General features: G+C 57.4%; 13 protein-coding genes. 11 read left to right on the plus strand and 2 right to left on the minus strand.

What is annotated here, in order from left to right:
* Nucleotides 1-274: 274 nt before the first annotated feature.
* The 6 genes from AUP74_RS08475 to AUP74_RS08500 all read left to right on the plus strand — a co-directional run bounded on the left by AUP74_RS08475 (nucleotide 275) and on the right by AUP74_RS08500 (nucleotide 9,804).
* A complete protein-coding gene (locus tag AUP74_RS08475; RefSeq protein ID WP_069947198.1) occupies nucleotides 275-3,250 on the plus strand; it encodes a TonB-dependent receptor in 2,976 nt (991 codons plus the stop codon).
* A 115-nt stretch (nucleotides 3,251-3,365) separates the two neighbouring features.
* Nucleotides 3,366-4,928, plus strand: coding sequence for a tryptophan halogenase family protein (locus AUP74_RS08480; RefSeq protein ID WP_069948775.1), 1,563 nt, complete (start codon nucleotides 3,366-3,368; stop codon nucleotides 4,926-4,928).
* Nucleotides 4,929-4,970: 42 nt separating this feature from the next.
* Complete coding sequence (locus tag AUP74_RS08485; protein WP_069947199.1) at nucleotides 4,971-5,702, plus strand: SapC family protein; 732 nt, start codon at nucleotides 4,971-4,973, stop codon at nucleotides 5,700-5,702.
* The gene (locus tag AUP74_RS08490) at nucleotides 5,699-6,736 is read left to right on the plus strand and encodes a cupin-like domain-containing protein (protein ID WP_226999733.1); all 1,038 of its coding nucleotides are present in this window, start codon (nucleotides 5,699-5,701) and stop codon (nucleotides 6,734-6,736) included. The genes AUP74_RS08485 and AUP74_RS08490 overlap by 4 nt, the downstream gene beginning before the upstream one ends.
* Before the next feature lie 59 nt (nucleotides 6,737-6,795).
* On the plus strand, nucleotides 6,796-8,286 hold the full coding sequence (locus AUP74_RS08495; protein WP_083260878.1) for a tryptophan halogenase family protein: 1,491 nt from the start codon (nucleotides 6,796-6,798) through the stop codon (nucleotides 8,284-8,286).
* A 243-nt stretch (nucleotides 8,287-8,529) separates the two neighbouring features.
* Nucleotides 8,530-9,804 (plus strand): sugar MFS transporter, encoded by a 1,275-nt coding sequence (locus tag AUP74_RS08500; protein ID WP_083260879.1) that lies wholly within the window; start codon nucleotides 8,530-8,532, stop codon nucleotides 9,802-9,804.
* A gap of 109 nt (nucleotides 9,805-9,913) precedes the next feature.
* On the opposite strand, the gene AUP74_RS08505 is transcribed toward AUP74_RS08500, so the two are convergent.
* Both AUP74_RS08505 and AUP74_RS08510 read right to left on the minus strand, forming a co-directional pair.
* Nucleotides 9,914-10,732, minus strand: coding sequence for a LytR/AlgR family response regulator transcription factor (locus AUP74_RS08505; RefSeq protein WP_069947201.1), 819 nt, complete (start codon nucleotides 10,730-10,732; stop codon nucleotides 9,914-9,916).
* Complete coding sequence (locus AUP74_RS08510; protein WP_069947202.1) at nucleotides 10,729-11,910, minus strand: sensor histidine kinase; 1,182 nt, start codon at nucleotides 11,908-11,910, stop codon at nucleotides 10,729-10,731. Before AUP74_RS08510 ends, AUP74_RS08505 begins: the two co-directional genes overlap by 4 nt.
* Nucleotides 11,911-12,414: 504 nt before the next feature.
* On the opposite strand from AUP74_RS08510, the gene AUP74_RS08515 reads away from it, so the two are divergent.
* The 5 genes from AUP74_RS08515 to AUP74_RS08535 all read left to right on the plus strand — a co-directional run bounded on the left by AUP74_RS08515 (nucleotide 12,415) and on the right by AUP74_RS08535 (nucleotide 20,732).
* Nucleotides 12,415-13,740: a sugar MFS transporter gene (locus tag AUP74_RS08515; protein WP_226999734.1), complete on the plus strand. Its 1,326-nt coding sequence runs from the start codon at nucleotides 12,415-12,417 to the stop codon at nucleotides 13,738-13,740.
* A gap of 251 nt (nucleotides 13,741-13,991) precedes the next feature.
* Nucleotides 13,992-15,008, plus strand: coding sequence for a glucokinase (gene glk, locus AUP74_RS08520; protein WP_069947204.1), 1,017 nt, complete (start codon nucleotides 13,992-13,994; stop codon nucleotides 15,006-15,008).
* Between the two features lie 17 nt (nucleotides 15,009-15,025).
* Nucleotides 15,026-17,626: a glycoside hydrolase family 3 protein gene (locus AUP74_RS08525; RefSeq protein WP_226999735.1), complete on the plus strand. Its 2,601-nt coding sequence runs from the start codon at nucleotides 15,026-15,028 to the stop codon at nucleotides 17,624-17,626.
* A gap of 128 nt (nucleotides 17,627-17,754) precedes the next feature.
* On the plus strand, nucleotides 17,755-19,707 hold the full coding sequence (locus AUP74_RS08530) for a glycoside hydrolase family 3 protein (RefSeq protein WP_226999736.1): 1,953 nt from the start codon (nucleotides 17,755-17,757) through the stop codon (nucleotides 19,705-19,707).
* Nucleotides 19,704-20,732: a glycoside hydrolase family 16 protein gene (locus tag AUP74_RS08535; protein ID WP_069947206.1), complete on the plus strand. Its 1,029-nt coding sequence runs from the start codon at nucleotides 19,704-19,706 to the stop codon at nucleotides 20,730-20,732. Before AUP74_RS08530 ends, AUP74_RS08535 begins: the two co-directional genes overlap by 4 nt.
* The last annotated feature ends 24 nt before the right edge of the window (nucleotides 20,733-20,756 follow it).

Here is a 20,756-nt window from a genome sequence, read left to right on the forward strand (position 1 = left end):
TCAGCGAGTCCCGGTTGCCGCACTTTTAATCCGTCATGTCCTGTTTGCCCTGAGTCTCAATTGCAGTGGTCGGCCAACCCGGCAATATGCCATAACAGTGCGAAGGGTCGCCGAGGTGCACCGTGGTGGTGCGGCGAGAGTTGGCAGGTAGATGTAGTGAAACCCGGCGGTGGTAGGGGTCACCCCAGCATCAGCTGAATGGCCAGCAGAGCTTCGTAGCTACGAGAGAACCATAAACACGACACAATAATCTTAAAGACTCGGGGAAGTGTTGATGAAGAACAGAACATTCCGCAAGGACCGGTTGGCGGTCACGATCTCCCTGGCGATGGGTGCTGCCATGCTGCCCGCAGCCGGCCTGCAGGCGCAGGAAGACAGCGCTGCGCTGGAAGAGATCACCGTTACTGGTATTCGTGGCAGTTTGACCAAGTCCATGGACGTCAAGCGCGACGCAGATGGTATTGTTGATGCCATTTCTGCAGAAGATATCGGTAAGTTTCCGGATACCAACCTTGCCGAGTCGATGCAGCGTATTACCGGTGTGTCCATCGACCGTGTGAACGGTGAGGGCAGCCGCGTGACCGTTCGCGGTATCAACCCGGACTACAACCTGGTGACTCTGAATGGCCGTCAGATTGCGCGTACTACAGGTGGTCGTTCCTTCGACTTCCAAAACATCGCGTCGGAGATGGTTCAGGGTGTTGAAGTTGCCAAGAGCAGTAGTGCGCTGGTGCCAAGTGGTGGTATCGGTTCCACTATCAACCTGCTCTCTGCCCGTCCTCTGGAGATTGGCGAGCGCCGCCTGCAGTTTGCCACCAAAGGCGTGATGGACGAGTCCTCTGAAGAGGCAAATATCACGCCGGAGTTCTCCGGTTTCTATTCAGATACTTTCGCCGATGGGACCTTTGGTGTAGTTATCGCCGCCAGTACTCAGGAGCGTGAGAGTGGCAGTCAGCAGGGCCTGGTGGGCACCGGTTGGCGCAGCTTCGCCGGTACCGTTGATCAGGACTGGGGTGCCGGAACTGCCGAGTGGGGCGGTGTGCCGCAGGAGAACCAGGTAAACCGCCCGGGCGAGGGTGATATCTATTCTGTGCCGCAAACCACTGTTTACAAGTTCGAAGAGCAGCAGCGTAAGCGTACCAATGGTCAGCTGGTTCTGCAGTGGGCGCCTACTGACGATATCACTGCGACCATGGACTACATGTACTACGCAAACGATATCGCCAAGCAGTTTAATGACATTTCTGCCTGGTATAACTTCGGTCCTTCTGAGAACGTTTGGACCGATGGTCCCATCGCGACACCGATTATCTATTCCGAGACCTACGGTGCCCCGGCTGACCTGTCCATGGCTGCAGGCGAGAGTGCCGAAGCTTATCGTGGTCAGGCTCTGGGTGTGAATCTGGAGTGGGACGTAAATGAAAGACTTTCTCTCGCTTTTGATGCGCATACCTCTGATGCAGAGCGTCGTCCGGACAGCCCTTGGGGCTCCGACGCCCTGTTGTCTACCGCAGCTTTCGTTCGCACCAGTGCAACCACGGACTTCAGTGAGGACCTTCCCGCGCTGTCTGTGGGTGGTGGCAACGACGTGCAGCCTTCCGACATGCTGGTTACCGGTAGCGTGTTCACAAACTCCCGTGACCGTTCCGATATCGATGCCTTCCGCTTCAGCGGTAACTTTGAGCTGAATGAATCCAGCGATATCGACTTCGGTATGAGCATGCAGGCAGTGAGCAACCGCTCGCAGATGGCCGTCGTGCAACGTGATGCTTGGGGTGGTGCAGGTCCCGCCAGCGATCTGGATGATTCCCTCTTCCCGGCTGACTCTATTCAAGACAAGTTCGATGTCGCCACCGGTGACTTCTCTGAGATCGGTGGTGCCGATGTGCAGAATGTCTACTTCGACTGGGACTTCGAGACTGTGCGTGCAATCGCAGAAGAGCTTTACGGTGATGCTATCTGGCCGGGGCTGATTGGTGATTGTGGAACTCAGTTCTGTCCTTCTACCGCCTACGATCAGGCAACTGACCGGACTACCGAAGAAACCACAACAGCTGCTTTTGCTCAGTACAACTTCGAGTCTGCTATCCAGACGGCCAGCGGCGAGATGCCCTACGAGCTGAGCTTCGGCCTGCGGTATGAGACCACTGAAGTGGATTCTGAAGCGGCCTCTCCGACCTATGACAGTGCCATTTGGGGCTCTGCCAACGAGGTGGTTCTGGTTAACTCTGGTACTGGGTTCCTGTCCCAGACCGCCGACTACGACTATTGGCTGCCGAGCTTCAGCTTCAAGATGGATGTGACAGAAGATGTTATCGTTCGTGCGGCTGCCAGCGAAACCATTGGTCGCCCGAGCTACGATGCGATCAAAGGTGGCACCCAGATTGGCTCCCTCGCTCGTGTCGACGGCGGTAGTGGTTCCGCGGGTAACCCGGCACTTCTGCCTCTCGAGTCCACTAACTTCGACCTCTCCGTCGAGTGGTACTATGGCGAATCCAGCTACGCGTCTGCCGGTTACTTCACCAAGCGAATCGCCAACTTCATCTCTAACGGAACAGTTGAGTCCAATGTGTTCGGCATCGCGAACCCTGCTGAGGGCGCGCTGGTGCAGGCTGCTCGTGACGCTGGTCTGACCGATGTGAACGAAATTCGTCAGTACATCGCCGACAACTTTGCTGACGATCCCTTCGTTGAGGTTGGTGCGGATGGCAATGTCGTCATCACCGGTAATCCAGCGACTGACCCGGAGATGACCTTCCTGCTGAGCATCCCGGAAAACGGTGATCGCAAGGAAACCATCGATGGTTGGGAGTTCGCGGTACAGCACATGTTTGGTGAGACCGGCTTCGGTGTGATTGCAAACTACACCATCGTTGAGGCCGGGGTTGAGTATAACCCCTACCTGTTGCAGGATCAGGAAGCGATGATCGGCCTGAGTGACTCTGCGAACCTGGTTGGCTTCTATGAGAAGAATGGTTTCCAGGCGCGTGTTGCTTACAACTGGCGGGATGACTTCCTGAACTCTCGTGGTCAGGGTACTGGTGCCAACCCGGCTTACACCGAGGCCTACGAGCAGATCGATCTGAACATCGGTTACGAGGTTCCGCAGGTTGAAGGTCTGGAAGTTTTCCTCGAAGGCTTGAACATCACTGATGAGTACAGCCGAGTATACGGTCGCTCCAGTCTCCAGACTCTTGGTCTGTACCAGGGTGGTGCTCGCTGGCAGATGGGTGCACGCTACGCTTTCTAAAAGCGTGAACGCATCTTCAAGCAAAGGGAAGTAGCAGGGAAGCCGCTGGAGACAGCGGCTTTTCTGTTCCTGATACCCTGACTTAGAGGTGTGTTTCATGCACCCGGTATCATTTATGCGTAATACAGCAGTTAAAAAAGTGGTGATCGTTGGGGGTGGGAGTGCCGGCTGGCTCACTGCCGGAGTACTTGCAGCCGAATACGCCGCCGGTGGCGATCACCCGTTGCAAATAACCCTTGTGGAATCTCCCGATGTGCCAACAATCGGGGTTGGCGAGGGCACCTGGCCCTCAATGCGAGGAACGCTGAAGCGCATAGGGATCTCCGAGACGGAATTCCTTCTTCGCTGTGACGCCAGTTTCAAACAGGGCACCCGCTTTATAGGTTGGCGGCAGGGTGGTGAGGCTACCGATGGCGATGAGTATTGCCACCCTTTCACCGCTCCAGCCGGGTTTCACCAGCAGAACCCAGAGCCATTCTGGCAGCCGCACCGAGACGAAATGCCGTTTGGTGATGCAGTCTGTCCTCAGGGGCACATCAGTCGTCTCCATCTTGCACCCAAGCAGCTCACGACACCGGAATACGCATTCAACCTCAATTACGGTTACCACCTGGATGCAGGAAAGTTTGCGGAATTGTTGCAAGATCACTGCACTGGATGCCTTGGTGTCGAGCATCTCCGTGAGCGGGTGACCAGGATCGCTAACGACCAGAATGGTTACATTACGGCGTTGCACCTTGATTCCGGTGGCTCAATCGAGGGCGATCTGTTTGTCGACTGTAGCGGTGCCCGAAGCCTGTTGCTGGGTGATCACTACGGTATTGGCATATTTGACCAACAGGGTGTGTTATTCAATGACTCGGCACTTGCGGTGCAGATGCCCTATGCCGAAGAGGATGCGCCCATTGAATCTTGCACCCTGTCCACCGCGCGTGAGAATGGCTGGATATGGGATATTGCTCTCCCGACCCGTAGAGGCGTTGGATATACCTATTCCGGTTCTCATACTAGCGACAGTGAGGCCGAGCTGGTGCTCAGTCAATATCTTCGAATGACCCCGGCGGCCAATCGCGAAAAGGCTCCGGAGCTGCGCAAGATCAGTTTCAGGCCAGGGTATCGTGAGCAGTTTTGGCATAAGAACTGTGTAGCAATTGGTATGGCGGCGGGCTTTATCGAGCCCCTGGAAGCTTCTGCCCTGGTGCTGGTAGAGCAGTCTGCCAAAATGCTGGCTGAGCAGTTGCCTCCCAATCGAGAAGTCATGCAGGCAGTTGCAGTGAGGTTCAATCGCAAACTCTCTCATCACTGGCAGCGCATTATCGAGTTCCTCAAGCTTCACTACGTACTGTCTGAGCGTCGTGACAGCAGTTACTGGAAGGATCACAGGGATCCCAATGGAATACCCGGGCGGCTGGCTGATTCCCTGTCCCTCTGGCGTTGTCGTTCGCCGTGGGTAGAGGACAGTGAGGTAGCTGATGAGCTTTTCCCGGCGGCAAGCTACCAGTATGTGCTTTACGGTATGGGGTTTGTGACTGACCCATTACCGTGGGCCATGCGCCCTGAAAAAGAACAGATTGCGCGCAAACAGTTTCATGACACCATCCAGAGCCGGGAGCGTCTGCAGCGAAGCCTGCCGAGCAACCGGGAATTACTACAGCGAATGCGCCTCGCCGTCCGGTAGCAGTGAGCAGTAGCAAACACGTGAACATAGAGGAATAGAATAATGACAAGAGCGGTACCGCTTAACAGTGTCGAACATAAAGATTTGCGGGTCATTACCGAGCGCTCTGAGAAATACGGTGACAATGTCTGGTATGCCCTGACTTTTCCGTTGGAGTTTCGCTCATTGCAGGCCTACTACCCCGTATTTTTCCAGAAGCATCCTGAGACTGGTCGCTTCTTTGCGCTGGCCCTGCTCGGATTCCGTGAGGGTGAAAACCTCTTCCTCGAAGACGGTAAATGGCAGGCACCTTACGTTCCATTGTCGATTCGCCGCCAGCCCTTCCTGATTGGCAGGCAGGCAGTGGTTGAAGATGGTGTCGAGAAGCAGCAGCGTACGATTCACATAGACATGGACAACCCACGAGTCAACACTGAGCAGGGTGAGCGACTTTTTATGGAGTTCGGGGGTAATAGCCCATACCTTGAGAACGTTGGTGACATGTTGGAGGCCATCCACCAGGGCTTGACTGCAGCTGACGGATTTATTGACGCGTTGGTTGAATATGACCTTCTCGAGCCCTTTACACTGGAGGTTCAGCTCGATAGTGGTGACAAGCATCAGCTGGTTGGCTTCTACACCATTAATGAGGATAAGCTGCGCGAGCTTGATGCCACTGCTCTGGATACACTGCATCGCGCTGGATACCTTGAGCCCATTTACATGGCAATGGCTTCCCAATCGAATGTGCGTCAACTTTTGACCGCCAAGAATCGTCAGGTGGCACAGGCGTGAGCCGGGAAGCCTGCTTAGCCTCCTTTGGTTTGCCGTCCGCGGCTGAACGCAGTAATTGTCGCCCGGGTGCGTTACCGGTCGAATTACTCCGTTCTGAGGAACCAGTTGTTCTTCGGGGCTTTTGCCGCGACTTTCCCGCTGTGCAGGCTTGCGCATCTTCCCCTCGGGATGCGGCCGCTTATCTGAATGAGTTTTACAATGGTTTGCCGGTTAACGCCGCTTATGGCGATCCTGCAATCGACGGTAGGGTTTTTTACAATGAGAGCCTCGACGGCTTCAATTTTCGTAATGGTCGTGTCGATCTGCGCCGCTTGTTGCAGGAAATCCTGGACAGTACTGGCGCTGAAAACCCTCCCACGTTGTACATGGCTTCTACTGATGTGAGCCGCTGGTTTCCGGGGTTCGCTGAGCAGAATTCTGCGGGGCTCGAGAACCTCTCCCCGATTGGCTTTCTGTGGCTGGGCAATCGTACACGGATAGCGGCCCATTACGACTACCCCCACAACCTGGCCTGCAACATCGCCGGTCGTAGACGTTTCACGCTGTTTCCGCCAGAGCAGGTTGCCAATCTGTATCCCGGCCCGCTCGGTTTTGCTCCGGGAGGGCAGGAGATCAGTCTGGTGGATTTCCGGGACCCGGATTTTGACCGTTTCCCGAAATTTCGCGAGGCTTTGGTTCACGCGCAAGTTGCTGAACTGAACCCCGGTGATGCGCTTTTTATTCCTGGTATGTGGTGGCATCACGTAGAAGGGCTGGATCCACTTAACGTGCTCTACAGCCACTGGTGGAGTGAATCGCCAGACTATACTGGTGCCCCAAGTAGTGCACTGTTACACGCGATGCTGAGTCTTCGTGGGTTATCGCCGGCACTCCGCGAAGCCTGGAAGGCTTTGTTCGATCACTATGTGTTTGAGGCTGGAGACGGGCGGCCAGACCATATTCCGGCCAGTGCGCGCGGCCTGTGTCAGGAACCGCCGGATGCAGAGGCAGCAAAAAGATTGCGCGCAGACCTGCTAGAACGGCTGAAAAATTGACTGCTTGCCCAGCTTCGTTATAGGAGCTGGTGGGCTCAAAATAAAAACAGAGGTGTTACGTGGAAAGTGAAAAAATCCGTCGGGTGGTGATTGCAGGAGGCGGTACTGCGGGTTGGATGACCGCAGCGGCATTGGGAAAGCTGATTGGTAAAAACCTGGAAATCACACTTGTTGAGTCCGATGCGATTGGAACCGTAGGCGTTGGTGAGGCCACCATTCCCACATTGCACGTCTTTCACCAGCTTCTGGGGCTGAAAGAGTCTGAAGTGATGGCCGCCACCAACGCCACTTTCAAGTTGGGCATTAATTTTGAAAACTGGCGAGTTCCCGGCGAGGACTACCTTCACTCCTTTGGTTTCCTGGGAAAAGACTGCTGGGCATGTGGGTTCCAGCACTTCTGGCTCAAAGGGTTACAGCGCGGCATCGACTACCAAATTGGCGACTATTGTCGAGAGCATCTGGCTGCCAGGGAGCAGCGGTTTGCGGTGCTGCCGGACCAGGATCGAAACCATGCTTACCATCTCGATGCCACGCTCTACGCCAAGTTCCTGCGCAAGTTTGCCGAGTCTCATGGTGTCAGGCGCGTCGAAGGCAAAATCGGGAATGTAAAGCTAAGCCCCAGCAACGGTTTTATCGAAGCTTTGCAGCTCGACAGCGGCATGACTATTGAAGGCGATCTGTTTATTGATTGCACAGGCTTCCGCAGTCTGCTGATCGAGGGAGCTCTGCATACAGGATACGACGACTGGACGCACTGGCTGCCCTGCGATCGGGCGATGGCGGTGCAGACTGAGTCTACCGGGTCCCCCGTACCCTTTACCCGAGCTATCGCTCATGAGTCTGGCTGGCAGTGGCGTATTCCGCTGCAAACCCGTGTTGGCAACGGACTTGTGTATTGCAGTCGCTATTTGGATGATGAGGGTGCCAGGGAGCTGCTCCTTGAAAATATTGAAGGTGAGCTGCTCAACGAGCCTCGAATTATTCCGTTCCGGACAGGTACTCGTCGCAAACACTGGAACAAGAACTGTGTGGCTGTGGGCCTGTCCAGTGGCTTTATCGAGCCGATGGAGTCCACCAGTATCCACCTGATACAGCGCAATATCGTGAGGCTGATGCAACTGTTTCCCTCCAGCGGGATTGTTCAGCCCGACATTGATGAGTACAACAGCCAGGCGATGGAGGAAATGGAACACATTCGTGACTTCATCATCCTGCACTATCATGTCACGGAACGAACCGATAGCAAGTTCTGGCGCTACTGTCGCTCGATGCAGATTCCAGACTCACTGGCTCACCGGATTCAGATGTTCAAGGAGAGTGGCGTTATCTTCAAGCTGCCACAGGAGCTTTTCGGTGAGAGCTCCTGGATGCAGGTCATGTTTGGGCAGGGGTTGATGCCGCAACGTTACCATCCGATTGTCGACTTGATGGGAGATGAGGAGTTGGCCACATTCTTGGGGAATATTCGCAGGAATGTTCGTCATCAGGTCGAGAATATGCCCGATCACCGCCAGTTTATCGATCATTACTGCAAGTCCAAATTAGCCTGATAGGCAGTGGAGTGGTGGCCGGTGCCACTCCGCCTGCATCTGACCGAAAACCTGTATGTATAGGGGCGATCGGATCGAAAGTCCCGGTTGCCCCCATTTTGAACCTCCTCACCGAAAATGCCCTGATGTGGTGCTTGGGCTGTGTTAAAACTCCAAGCTGAGACCTTGCGGGTTTGGGGATTGGAGTGAGAGATCCCGCCGGCAAGGGCACCGATAATAAAGACGATGTTTTAGGACAAGAAAATGGCGACGATGGGAACCAATATTCCGGCGGGGGCAATTGACGCCACGCCAGGACACCAGGCTAGCCAGCGGTTTGCGCTGGTGGCGCTGACATCTCTGTTCTTCATGTGGGGCTTTATCACCTGCCTGAATGACATCCTGATTCCACACCTGAAAGCGGTGTTTGAGCTGAACTATGCCCAGGCCATGCTGGTGCAGTTCTGCTTCTTCGGGGCCTACTTCCTGGTCTCGATTCCTGCGGGCAAGCTGGTGGGGAAAATCGGCTACCAGCGCGGTATCGTTGTGGGGTTGGCGATTGCGGTGGTGGGCTGCCTGCTCTTTATTCCTGCAGCGCGAATGCAGGTCTATGGCGTATTCCTGTTTGCCCTGTTCGTGCTGGCCGCGGGTATTACCGTCTTGCAGGTGTCTGCTAACCCCTACGTCACGGCGCTGGGATCCGAGAGTACTGCAGCCAGCCGCCTCACCATGACCCAGGCGTTTAACTCGCTGGGTACGACGGTGGCGCCTTTCTTCGGTGCTTTCCTGATCCTGTCGGTGGCGAACGTCGCCGGCGAACAGATGACTGCGGCAGAGCATGCCTCGGCCGTGGAGTTACCCTACCTGATTCTGGCTTCAGCCCTGGCTGCGCTCGCAGTTATCTTTGCCAAGCTGAAGCTGCCGACGATCGATAGCCACCTCGATTCTGCAGCTGATCTCACTGAAGGCCAGAAGGGCCATGCACTGCAGCATTCGCATCTGCTGCTTGGGGCGATAGCGATCTTTGTATACGTCGGTGCGGAAGTATCCATTGGCAGCTTCCTGGTGAATTTCCTCTCCGAAGACAGTATTGCCGGTATTACCGAAAAGCAGGCCGCTTTCTACGTCTCCCTGTACTGGGGCGGGGCGATGGTGGGTCGCTTTATCGGTGCTGTGGTGATGCAGTATGTGCCCGCAGGGAAGGTACTGGCAGCCTGTTCGCTGGGTGCCTGTGCGCTACTGGCTATCACCATTACCGGCACCGGCAGCGTAGCCATGTGGGCGGTGTTGGCTGTGGGCCTCTGCAACTCGGTCATGTTCCCGACAATTTTCAGTCTGGCGCTGGCCCGTCTTGGTGGGCTGACCAGTCAGGGTTCCGGCATTCTCTGCCTGGCAATCGTGGGCGGCGCCCTGGTGCCGGTGCTTCAGGGGCTGCTGGCAGACCAGATAGGCATTCAGCTGGCATTTGCCCTGCCGATCCTCTGTTACTTGTACATTCTCTTCTATGGTGTCCGCGGGCACCAGGTGCGCGAAAGCTGAGGTGACTCATCTCCCTTGCGTAACCCGGCAGCTTGCTGCCGGGTTTTTTTTGCCTGTAAAAAGGTCGGGAGCCAGAGTTTAGGGAAGTGTTGCTCGGGAGCGCGAGGGGTCAGTAGGCCGCCGCACCGCGGCTGGCATCCAGGTAGTCTTTGATCGGCTGGCGGTAGTTACGGCTCACTTTTACTTCAGCGCCGCTTGCCAGGGTCAGCAGGTATTCCCCTTTGGTGAGTACTTTGATCTGCTCGATGTACTCCAGGTTAACCAGGGTGGAACGGTGCACGCGCTTGAAGGTCTCGCCACACAATTGCTGCTGTAGTTCCTTCATGGTGCTGCGCATGATGTGGGTTTCTCCCCCGGCATGGACGCACATATAGTCGCCTGCAGCGTCGATCCACTCGACATCGGCCTGATTGAGCATAATGATACGGCCGCGGTCCTTGATGGCCAGCTTGCCTGGCCCCTCGTTGCTTGGCCGTTCTGCTCGTCCATCCACGGATTCCAGTGAGGCCATCAGTCTCGCTTTTTCTCCGCCCGTATCGTCACCTGAGCCGGCGCTGCGCTGTAGCAGGCGTTCCCGGGCTCGCTGTATCGCGACTTCCAGACGATCGCCTTCGAGGGGCTTCAGTACATAGTCGACGGCGTGGACCTCGAAGGCTTCGAGTGCGTAGTGGTCATAGGCCGTGGCGAAGATCACCAGTGGGATGGTATCCCCCTGAAGGCGGCGGACCACCTCGAAGCCATTCATGCCCGGCATCTGCACGTCCAGGAAGAGAATGTCTGGAGTATGACGGGCCACGGCGCTCAGGGCTTCGCGCCCGTTCCTGCAGGTGGCCACCACTTCAATGCCGGGGGTTTCCTCGAGCATCGACTGCAGCAGGCGCAGGGCCAGAGGTTCATCATCCACCAGAACAGCTCTCAGATGGCTCATGCGATTACCTCCCGGTTGGTATTGTTATCTTCTTTTTTCACCTCGCGCGATTCAAAGGGGATGCGGATGTTAACCAGCATTCCACCGACTTCTTTGCGCGACTGGGTAAGGCTGAATTCGTCAGCGTAGAGGGTGCTCAGGCGCTCTCGAATATTGGCGAGGCCCACGCCGGTAGAGAGGGGTTCTTCGCCACTTGGGGCTGTTTGACTCTCTGAGCTTCCGGAGTCGCAAACCTGAAGGGAGAGTTGCTCTCCTTCGCGTCTGGCCCGGATCCTGATGGTGCCACCGCTCTCGCTGAGCGCGATTGCGTACTTCACTGCGTTCTCAGCCAGGGGCTGCAGGAGCATGCTCGGGACGAGGGCGCGGCGGGTTTCCTCTTCGATGTCCAGTTTGATCTGCAGGCGGTCCGCAAAACGGGTTTTTTCAATATCCAGATACAGCAACACTGCACCGATTTCCTGCTCGAGGCTCACTTTGTTGACGGGGTCTTCCGTCAGTGAGTGGCGGAGAAACTGGCTGAGCCTCACTACCATATCGCGGGCCTCGCCCGCCTGTTCAAAGCGGATCAGGGCATTGATGGAGTTGAGCGTGTTGAACAGAAAGTGGGGATTGAGCTGGTAGCGAAGCATCTTCAGCTGCGCTTCCTTGGCCACGGCTTCTGCGTGCAGTCGCCGGATCTGCTCCCGTTCGTGGAAAGCGGCAACTTCTAGTACTTTTTCATGCTCGTTCTGCAGCAGAAGGAAATATTTTACCCCACAATACAGGGCGCTCCAGAACAGGAATACAAATAAGGAGGCATAGTACCAGCCGCCAAATTCTGCCCACAGCGAGTGCTCACCGGTCAGGCGGATATAGGTCTCCATACGCACCAGTGTCCAGATACCTGCAATTACGCCAACGGCTACCAGATAAATAAAAGTGCGCAGTGCGACCGGTGTTTCCCACGCAACATCAAAGATGGGCTTTAGCAGCAGGGACAGCAGGAAGCCAATGCCGCACTGAAACAGGGTGTTGCCCGGCTCGAACAAAGGCCACTCGACTGATGAGTGCCAGAAGGTCAGGGAGAGAAAGGTGGTCACGAGGATACCCAGCCAACTGACGAGCTGTAATTTCCAGAACCAGCGCTGCGAGTTCAGTACTGCAACCTGTCCGGATTGCTGCTGGGGAGTTGTCGCCATGAAAGGTCGTTGTAGTGTTGCTGCATCATCACTGTGCCCACTGCTTTCGGGTGCAGCGGTGCTGAGCAGATATTAACCGCTGGGGCTATAGCCTGCCAGCGGGAGGGGCGACTGCCTGTCCGCCCCACCGTGAAAATGGTCCGCACTGTCTGGATGTGCTGAGCGGGTCACGCTTTGGTCATCGGGGGCCGTATCGCCGGGCATGATCTGGTGAGGAGTGCTCCGGCCCGGCGTGCGATCGGTCCGCCTTGTCGAATGCCTCCGGGTGAGGGTTCTCGCGCTTCTGGATGGCTGTGGTAGAGTGCAAATACCCGAATAGGATGTTTGGGTAATCGTTATGGTGAAACAACGCGTCTCACAGGACCCTGCGTGGAGCGCGTTTGTCGTGCAAAGCGCAGGTTGTTTCCCCGGCCAGTCAAGTAGGTGAATAGAAGCTAATGGCTCGGCCAGTGGGCCGCGGGCGGTAATGTTGGCCCGGCAGTCAATCAAGTTAGCGGATTTTTGATGAAAGAGTTTGTATCCGGGGCAGCACGGCCAATGGCCTCCGAGTCAGCGTATGCGAGCGCTGACGGAAATGCTGCGCCCAGCGTAAGTCCGCGCGCGAGCTTGATCGTACTCACTTCGCTGTTTTTTATCTGGGGCTTTATCACGAGCCTCAATGACATCCTCGTCCCGCACCTGAAAAATGTGTTTGAACTCAGCTATACGAAGGCGATCTTCGTGCAGTTCAGTTTCTTTGCTGCCTACCTGATTGTTTCCGTTCCGGCAGGCCTACTGCTGAAGAGGGTCGGGTATCAGTTAGGGCTTGTGCTTGGCCTGCTGATTGCCTGTGCCGGATGTCTCGTCTTTATCCCCGCCGCCCGGATGCAGGTTTATGAGATTTTTCTGCTCGGCCTCTTCGTCCTGGCTGCGGGCATTACCATCCTGCAGGTGTCGGCCAATCCTTTTGTGATCGCGCTCGGTCGGAAGGAGAGTGCACCGAGTCGCCTGAATATGACGCAGGCTTTTAACTCTCTCGGGACCACTCTGGCCCCGGTCTTTGGTGGCCTGATCATTTTCTCCGCGGCTTCGGCAGGCCTGGATCTCTCCACGGAATCCGGGATGCAGGCGTTCCGTGCGCAGGAGGCGGCACTGGTAGAGGTGCCTTATTTCTGGCTCGCGGTTGTGCTGTTATTGATGGTGGCGTTCTTCTCCTGGGTCCGCTTGCCGGCGATTCACGCCCCAGAAGCGGAGCGCAGTGCAGAAAGCGAGCGCAGTGGTGCTTTTTCGGTCTTGCGTTATCCCCGTCTGACCCTGGGGGCCATCGGGATTTTTGTCTACGTTGGTGCTGAGGTGGCAATCGGCAGCTTTCTGGTCAACTTCTTCGGCGAGGAGTCGGTCGCGGGAATGGAAGCGGCCGTGGCTGCGCGTTATGTGTCCTACTACTGGGGTGGCGCCATGGTAGGCCGGTTCGTTGGAGCGCTATTGCTGCGGTATGTGCGCGCAGGAGTGATGCTTGCGGTCTGCGGTTTCTTTGCCACTATCTTGATCGCTGTTGCGATGGCCGCCTCCGGTATGCAGGCGGTCTGGGCAATCCTGGCAGTAGGTCTCTTCAATTCGATCATGTTCCCGACAATATTCAGTCTCGCGTTGAGCGGTCTGGGTCGGGATACCAGTCAGGGCTCAGGTGTGCTCTGTATGGCGATCGTTGGTGGTGCGGTCGTGCCGCTTTTGCAGGGAATTTTGGCGGACTACGCCGGTATCCAGCTCTCCTTCCTGGTGCCGCTACTGTGTTACTGCTACATCGTCTACTACGGTGCCTGCTCGCCGCTGATGCGCAGCAAGGCTTGAGCCTGCCATCGGGCAGTGCCGTTTCAACCAGAATAAAGTCCCTCCCGGCGATATCATCTTGAGGCATGGCGGGGATCAATGCACCTTATATCACCCTCTGATTTGCCTGAGGTGTCATAAGAATAATGGTGTGCCGACAAGTTTCCTTGATGCGATGCTCTGAAGGCCCCCGTGGGCTGCAATTTTCCCTGGCATCTCTGTGCCCAGCATCTGCCGCGCGGCCCATTGCTTTCAAAGAGGCCGATTGATTTATGCTGCAGCAAGTGACTACCGATCTCTCTTCTGGGTTATGGCGTCTGGTGGCCGATATCGGTGGTACCAACGCCCGCTTTGGCCTGGCGTCGGTCGCCAATGGCGGTCAGTCCCAGGTTGAAGAAATTCGCTCGCTTTCCTGTGTCCATTTCCCGAGCATTGAAGATGTCATCGATGCCTACCTGGCTTCGTTGCCAGGCACGAGGAAGGCGGCCATCCAGGAAGCCTGTATTGCAATTGCCGGGCCGACAGAAAATGAGATGGTGAATGTCACCAATCTATCCTGGACCTTCTCCAAGGCAGCGATGGGGAAGCGATTCGGTTTTCGCCGTTTTGCGGTGATTAACGATTTTGCCGCACTTGCGCTGAGCTGCGCACAGCTCGATTCTGAGTATCTCGAGCGCATCGATACCACTGGCGAATTCGGTGACAGTGCTGCCGAAGCGCCGCGCGTTGTCATCGGTCCCGGCACCGGACTTGGCGTCTGTGGGCTGCGAAAATCTACCAGTGGCTGGGAAGCCCTGCCGGGGGAGGGTGGACATGCTGCCCTGGCCCCGGTCACCGAGGAAGAATTCAGTCTGCTGCAGTTCCTGAGGAAAGGGCAGCACCATGTCTCCGCCGAGGATCTGCTGAGCGGCCGGGGTCTGGAAAATATTTACCGGGGCTTGGGCGCTGTGCGGGGTGTTCGGTGTAAGACCGAGGGGGCTGCCGGTATCAGCGCAGCGGCACTCGCCGAAGACTGCATGCTGGCCCGCGATAGCGTTCTTACCTTCTGCAACCTGCTCGGTGGTTTCTGCGGCGATGTAGCCCTGGTTCTCGGCGCCAGAGGTGCCGTTTACCTCGGGGGCGGCATTCTCCCTCGCATCAAGCCGCTGTTGCTGGCGAGCAACTTTGAGCAACGGTTACGGGCGAAAGGGCCAATGTCGGGATACTTAGAAAAACTTCCGGTCTTCCTGGTCAGCCACCCCTTCCCCGCACTCAGTGGGGCCGCGGCCTATCTGAGCCTGGACGGATAACGATGAGGAGAGTCTCCATGCAATTCAAAAAACAAGTGACCGTCGGCCTGCTGATGTGCAGCGCACTGCTAGCCGGCTGTGATGGTGGTTTTCAGACCGAAGAAGCTAAGGCTTCCGGTTCGACAGTCGCCACCGGAACCGATTCCGGTTCTGCAATGGGCGATGTTTCTGTCTGGCCCGAACTGAAACCCGCTTTGCAAAGTGATCCCAAGCTCGAGGCGCGCATCAGTGAGCTGATGGCGAAAATGAGTCTCGAGGAAAAGGTCGGGCAGATGATCCAGGCGGAAATCAAGTACGTCACGCCTGAGGATGTCCGCGAATATCACCTCGGTTCCGTATTGAACGGCGGCGGCTCCTATCCGAATAACGACAAGCTGGCGACTCCCCAGGATTGGCTCAAACTCTCCGAGGCTTTTTTCGAGGCCTCCATGGATACCTCCGACGGCGGTGTCGCTATCCCGATTATCTGGGGCAGTGACGCGGTGCATGGGCACAACAACATCGTTGGTGCCACGCTCTACCCGCACAATATCGGCCTGGGCGCGGCGCGTGATCCGCAACTGATTCGTCGCATTGGTGAGGCCACTGCGCGGGAAGTCGCAGTGACCGGTGTCGATTGGACCTTCGCCCCCACCGTTGCGGTTGTCCGGGATGACCGCTGGGGCCGGACTTACGAGAGCTACTCCGAAGATCCGGCTGTCGTACAGGCGTACGCCGAAGCCATGGTGAAAGGCCTGCAGGGCGAAAAGGGCGACGATGACTTCCTGCGTGGTGAAAACCTTGTGGCCACCGCCAAGCACTTCGTCGGTGACGGCGGCACCATGCGTGGCATCGACCGTGGCGACAACCTGGTACCGGAAAAAGAGCTGGCCGAGGTCCATGCGGCAGGTTATTTCGGTGCACTGCCTGCCGGTGTGCAGACAGTGATGGCTTCTTTCAACAGCTGGAACGGTGATCGCCTGCACGGCCACAAGTACCTGCTTACCGACGTGCTCAAAGAGCGCCTCGGCTTTGATGGATTTGTGGTGGGTGACTGGAACGGTCATCAGTTCGTGCCCGGTTGTACCGTAGACAGCTGTGCTGCGGCAATCAATGCCGGCCTGGACATGTTCATGGTGCCCTCCGACTGGAAAGAGCTGTACAAAAACACCCTTGCCCAGGCACAGAGCGGTGAAATTCCGATGGCGCGTATCGATGACGCGGTGCGCCGTATCCTGCGAGTGAAAGTCCGCGCCGGCCTGTTCGAGCATCAGCGCCCATTGGCTGGCAAGGACGGTATTATCGGCAACGACGAGCACCGTGCCCTTGCCCGCGAGGCGGTTCGCAAATCCCTCGTGCTGCTGAAAAATAATGACAATCTGCTACCGCTGAAGCCACAGCAGAACATATTGGTTGCCGGTGATGGCGCTGATAACCTGTCAAAGCAGACCGGGGGATGGACAATCTCCTGGCAGGGTACCGGCAATACCCGCGCGGATTTCCCCGGTGCCACCTCTATCTTTGAGGGTATCGAAGAGGCGGTGAAATCTGCCGGTGGTGAGGCTGTGCTGAGCGAGCAGGGCGATTTCAGCGCAGACAGCTTTACTGATGGCCAGCAGCCAGACGTGGCCATCGTGGTATTTGGTGAAGAGCCCTATGCCGAGTGGCACGGTGACCTCTCCAGCCTGGAATATCAGCAGGCGACCAAGACCGACCTGGCATTGCTGAAGAAGCTCCGTGCCCAGGGTTTTCCGGTCGTGAGTGTGTTCCTGTCCGGCCGCCCGCTGTGGGTGAACAAGGAGATGAACGCGTCGGATGCCTTTGTCGCCGCCTGGTTGCCGGGCTCCGAGGGTGCCGGTGTCGCCGATGTATTGCTCACCGATGCCGAGGGCGAAGTCCGTTACGACTTTACCGGCACACTGCCGTTCAGCTGGCCGCACTACGTGCACCAGACGGTACTGAACCCCTACCACGAGGACTATGAACCGCTGTTCGCACTCGGCTATGGCCTCCAGTCAGGAGCGGAGTCGCTGGTGAGCAACGAACTGACAGAAGATGGCGAGACCTATGTCGATGGCGCCCTGGAAGATGCCTGGATGTTGGTCTCCCGCCCGCGTGCTCCGTGGCAGCTGCAAATCGCAGAACCGGGACAGGCTCCGGTAGCGGTCACCGGCAATCGCGCCAGCAGTGGCGAGGACGCAAATATCACCGTGGCCTCGATCGATATGGAGTCTCAGGAGGATGCGCGCCTGATCCAGTGGAAGGGCCTGCGTAAGGGCAGCGTGCAGCTGGCAGCAACGGCACCGCAGGACCTGAGCCGTTACCTGCAGGAAGGCGCTGCACTCACATTCGATATTCGCGTGGATAATAAGCCGGAGCAGCCGGTCAGCGCGGCAATCGCCTGCGGTGAGGATTGCGTCGCCGAACTGCCCCTGCAAAATACCCTGCAATCACTGAAGCCGGGTGAGTGGTCAACTCTGTCCATTGATCTGCAGTGCTTCGTCGAGAAGGGGGCGGATTTCAGCCAGGTATCCAATGCGCTGGCACTCAGCGCCGAGGGGCAGCTTTCCGTGGCCGTGGCTAACATCAAGTATGTGCCCAAGGCTGCCGGTGAAGCAGAAATTCGCTGCCAGGGCTGAGTCCGGCCTGCGGAGATCAACAATATTGCAATGCCCGGGCAGATGCTCGGGCATTGTGGTTTAAGAGAATAAAAAATAGTGACGGGCTGCTAGCTGCTGGCCTGCATAGCGGAAGAGAGGAAATGCAAATGCGTGAGTCAATTCGCAACCTTGGCGGGGTCAGCGCCCTGACTCTGGCGCTGATACTGACAGGCTGCTCTGGCGACGGTCAGGGTGAAAAAACTGGGGAGCAAACTGCGCAAGAGGCGTCAGGCAGCACTCTTGATCAGCAGGCGGAGCGCAAGGATATCGACAGTAGGGTCCAAGAGCTGGTGAGCAAGATGACTCTCGCTGAAAAAGTCGGGCAGATGACTCAGGCAGAACGTCGCCACGCGACTCCGGAGGACGTAAAGACATTCCACCTCGGCTCCATTCTCAACGGTGGTGGTTCCTTCCCGGGCAATAACACGCGTGAGGACTGGGTGCAGATGATCCGTGGTTATCAGGATGCCGCCACTTCCACCCGTCTGGGTATTCCAATTATCTACGGCACCGACGCGGTACACGGGCACAGCAATGTGGTCGGTGCGACCATCTTCCCTCACAACATCGGCCTGGGGGCGACGCGAAACCCGCAGCTGGCACAAAAAATTGGCAACGCTACCGCTCGCGAAGTGGCTGCGACTGGCGTTTCCTGGACCTTCGCTCCCACCTTGTGTGTGACCCGCGACGAGCGCTGGGGCCGCTCCTACGAATGCTTTAGTGAAGATCCAGAGTTGGTTGCCGAATTCGCTGCGCCGCTGGTGTACGGCCTGCAGGGCGGCCCCATGGATGGCAATACTCTTGAGGACAGCAAGATCGTTGCCACTGCCAAGCACTGGGTTGGTGACGGCGGCACCGCTTACGGTACTGGCGATGAGAACTACGTGATTGACCGTGGTGATACCCAGCTCTCGATGGCGGAACTACAGGAGCTGCATATCGCTCCCTACAAGCCTGCCCTCGATGCCGGCGTGGGGTCCGTGATGATCTCCTACAGCAGCGTCAACGGCACCAAGATGCATGAGCACAAGGAGCTGATCACAGAGGTCCTCAAGGGTGAGATGGGCTTTGACGGCTTCACCATCTCCGATTGGGAGGCGTTGAAAGAAATTCCCGCAGATACCAATCGCGAGCGGGTCGTGCGCGCTGTCAACGCAGGCGTGGATATGGTGATGGAGCCGGAGAAGTGGCAGCAGTTCATCACCGACCTGACCGCGGCCGTAGAGGCGGGCGAGATCCCGATGGAGCGTATCGACGATGCCGTAAGCCGCATCCTTAAGACCAAGCTGGAGGCAGGCCTGTTTGAAAACCCGCTGCCGCCGCTCGCCAACGGTCCCGAGGCTGACAAGTTACTGGGTCATGAGGACCACCGTGCGCTCGCGCGCCAGGCCGTGCGTGAGTCCCAGGTCGTGCTGAAAAATGAAGATGCACTGCTGCCATTGACGAAGGGACAAAAGGTTTTCGTTGCTGGCACCCATGCGAATGATATCGGTCTGCAATCCGGTGGTTGGACCATCGAGTGGCAGGGCAAGGCCGGCGCTATTACTGAGGGCACCACAATTCTGGAGGGGATCAAAGAAGTCGCTGGTGGCCCGGTCACCTTCAGTGCCGAAGGCGAGGGTGTCGAGGGCCATGATGTGGCCATCGTAGTGGTGGGCGAAGAGCCCTATGCCGAGGGCATGGGCGACTACCGGGAAGCGCCGTGCGAGCTGTGTAAGCCGATGACACTCAGCGATGAACAGCTGGCGTTGCTGGATAAGATGGAAGCGAGCGGCGTGCCCACGGTGGTCGTGCTGGTCTCCGGCCGCCCGCTGCTGATCGCCGACCAGTTGCCGCAGTGGGAAGCGCTGGTGGCCGCGTGGCTGCCCGGCTCGGAAGGCAACGGTGTGGCCGACGTACTGTTCGGTGATTACGCCCCCACCGGCAAGCTGCCGGTTACCTGGCCCAGAGATCTCAAGCAAATCCCGATCAACGTAGGTGATGAAGGCTACGATCCGCTGTTTCCCTACGGGTTTGGCCTGACATACCCAAAAGAGGCTTCCGCAGGGGAACAGCAGTGAAACTACCGACGCATGGAGGCCCGGTTGCCGTCGTTCTGGCGGCTTCCCTTGCTGCCTGCAGCGGCGGCGGTGAAGGCGGTGAAAGTTCGGCGAGCGTCGACGGGTATTGTCTCGCTTCCCCGCTCGAGTCCGGTTACTGCCTGGTGTGGAGCGATGAGTTCGATGGAGAGCAACTCGATACCGGCAAATGGGGCTATGAGCGTAATTGCTGGGGCGGCGGTAATGACGAGGCGCAGTGCTACGTGGATGACCCGGACAATGTCTGGGTCGCCGATGGGCACCTGCACCTGAAAGCCATCCAAAAGGATGCCGTGGGGCCATCCGTCATGGATGATCATCCTGATTACGATGCCAGCGATACCAGTGGTAGCGGCAGCTATACCTCCGGACGCCTGCGCAGCGCAGGCAAGGGCGACTGGCAATATGGTCGCTTTGAGATCCGCGCCAAATTGCCCCGCGGTCAGGGCACCTGGCCAGCCATCTGGATGCTGCCCACCGACTGGGAGTACGGCAAGTGGGCCAGCTCCGGCGAGATTGACATCATGGAGGCGGTGAACCTGCATGTGGGCGGTGAGGATCGTGTCCACGGTACCCTCCACTACGGCGGCCCCGCACCGGAAAACGTCTACAGCGGTGAACCTTACCGCCTGCCGGATGGAGCCAATCCCGCTGATGACTTCCACCAGTACGCGCTGGAGTGGGAGCAGGGTGAGATCCGCTGGTATGTGGACGGCGAGCACTACGCCACCCAGACCAGTGAAGGCTGGTACTCCACCGCCGAACCGGATGATCCACATGCGCCCTTTGACCGGCGCTTCCACCTGCTGCTAAACCTGGCAGTGGGTGGCAACTGGGCCGGCAAGGTGAACGATACCGGCATCGACGAAACTGCTTTCCCGCAGCAGATGGAAGTGGACTACGTGCGGGTCTACCAGTGCACGCGTGACCCGGAAACCGGCAAGGGCTGCGCGTCCCGCGGAGACGGTTTTGTCCGCAATCCGGGTTGGCAACCGCCGGAAGCCTGAGGTGTCCAGCACCAATCGCGGTGT

This window comes from Microbulbifer aggregans (assembly GCF_001750105.1).
GTDB lineage: Bacteria > Pseudomonadota > Gammaproteobacteria > Pseudomonadales > Cellvibrionaceae > Microbulbifer > Microbulbifer aggregans.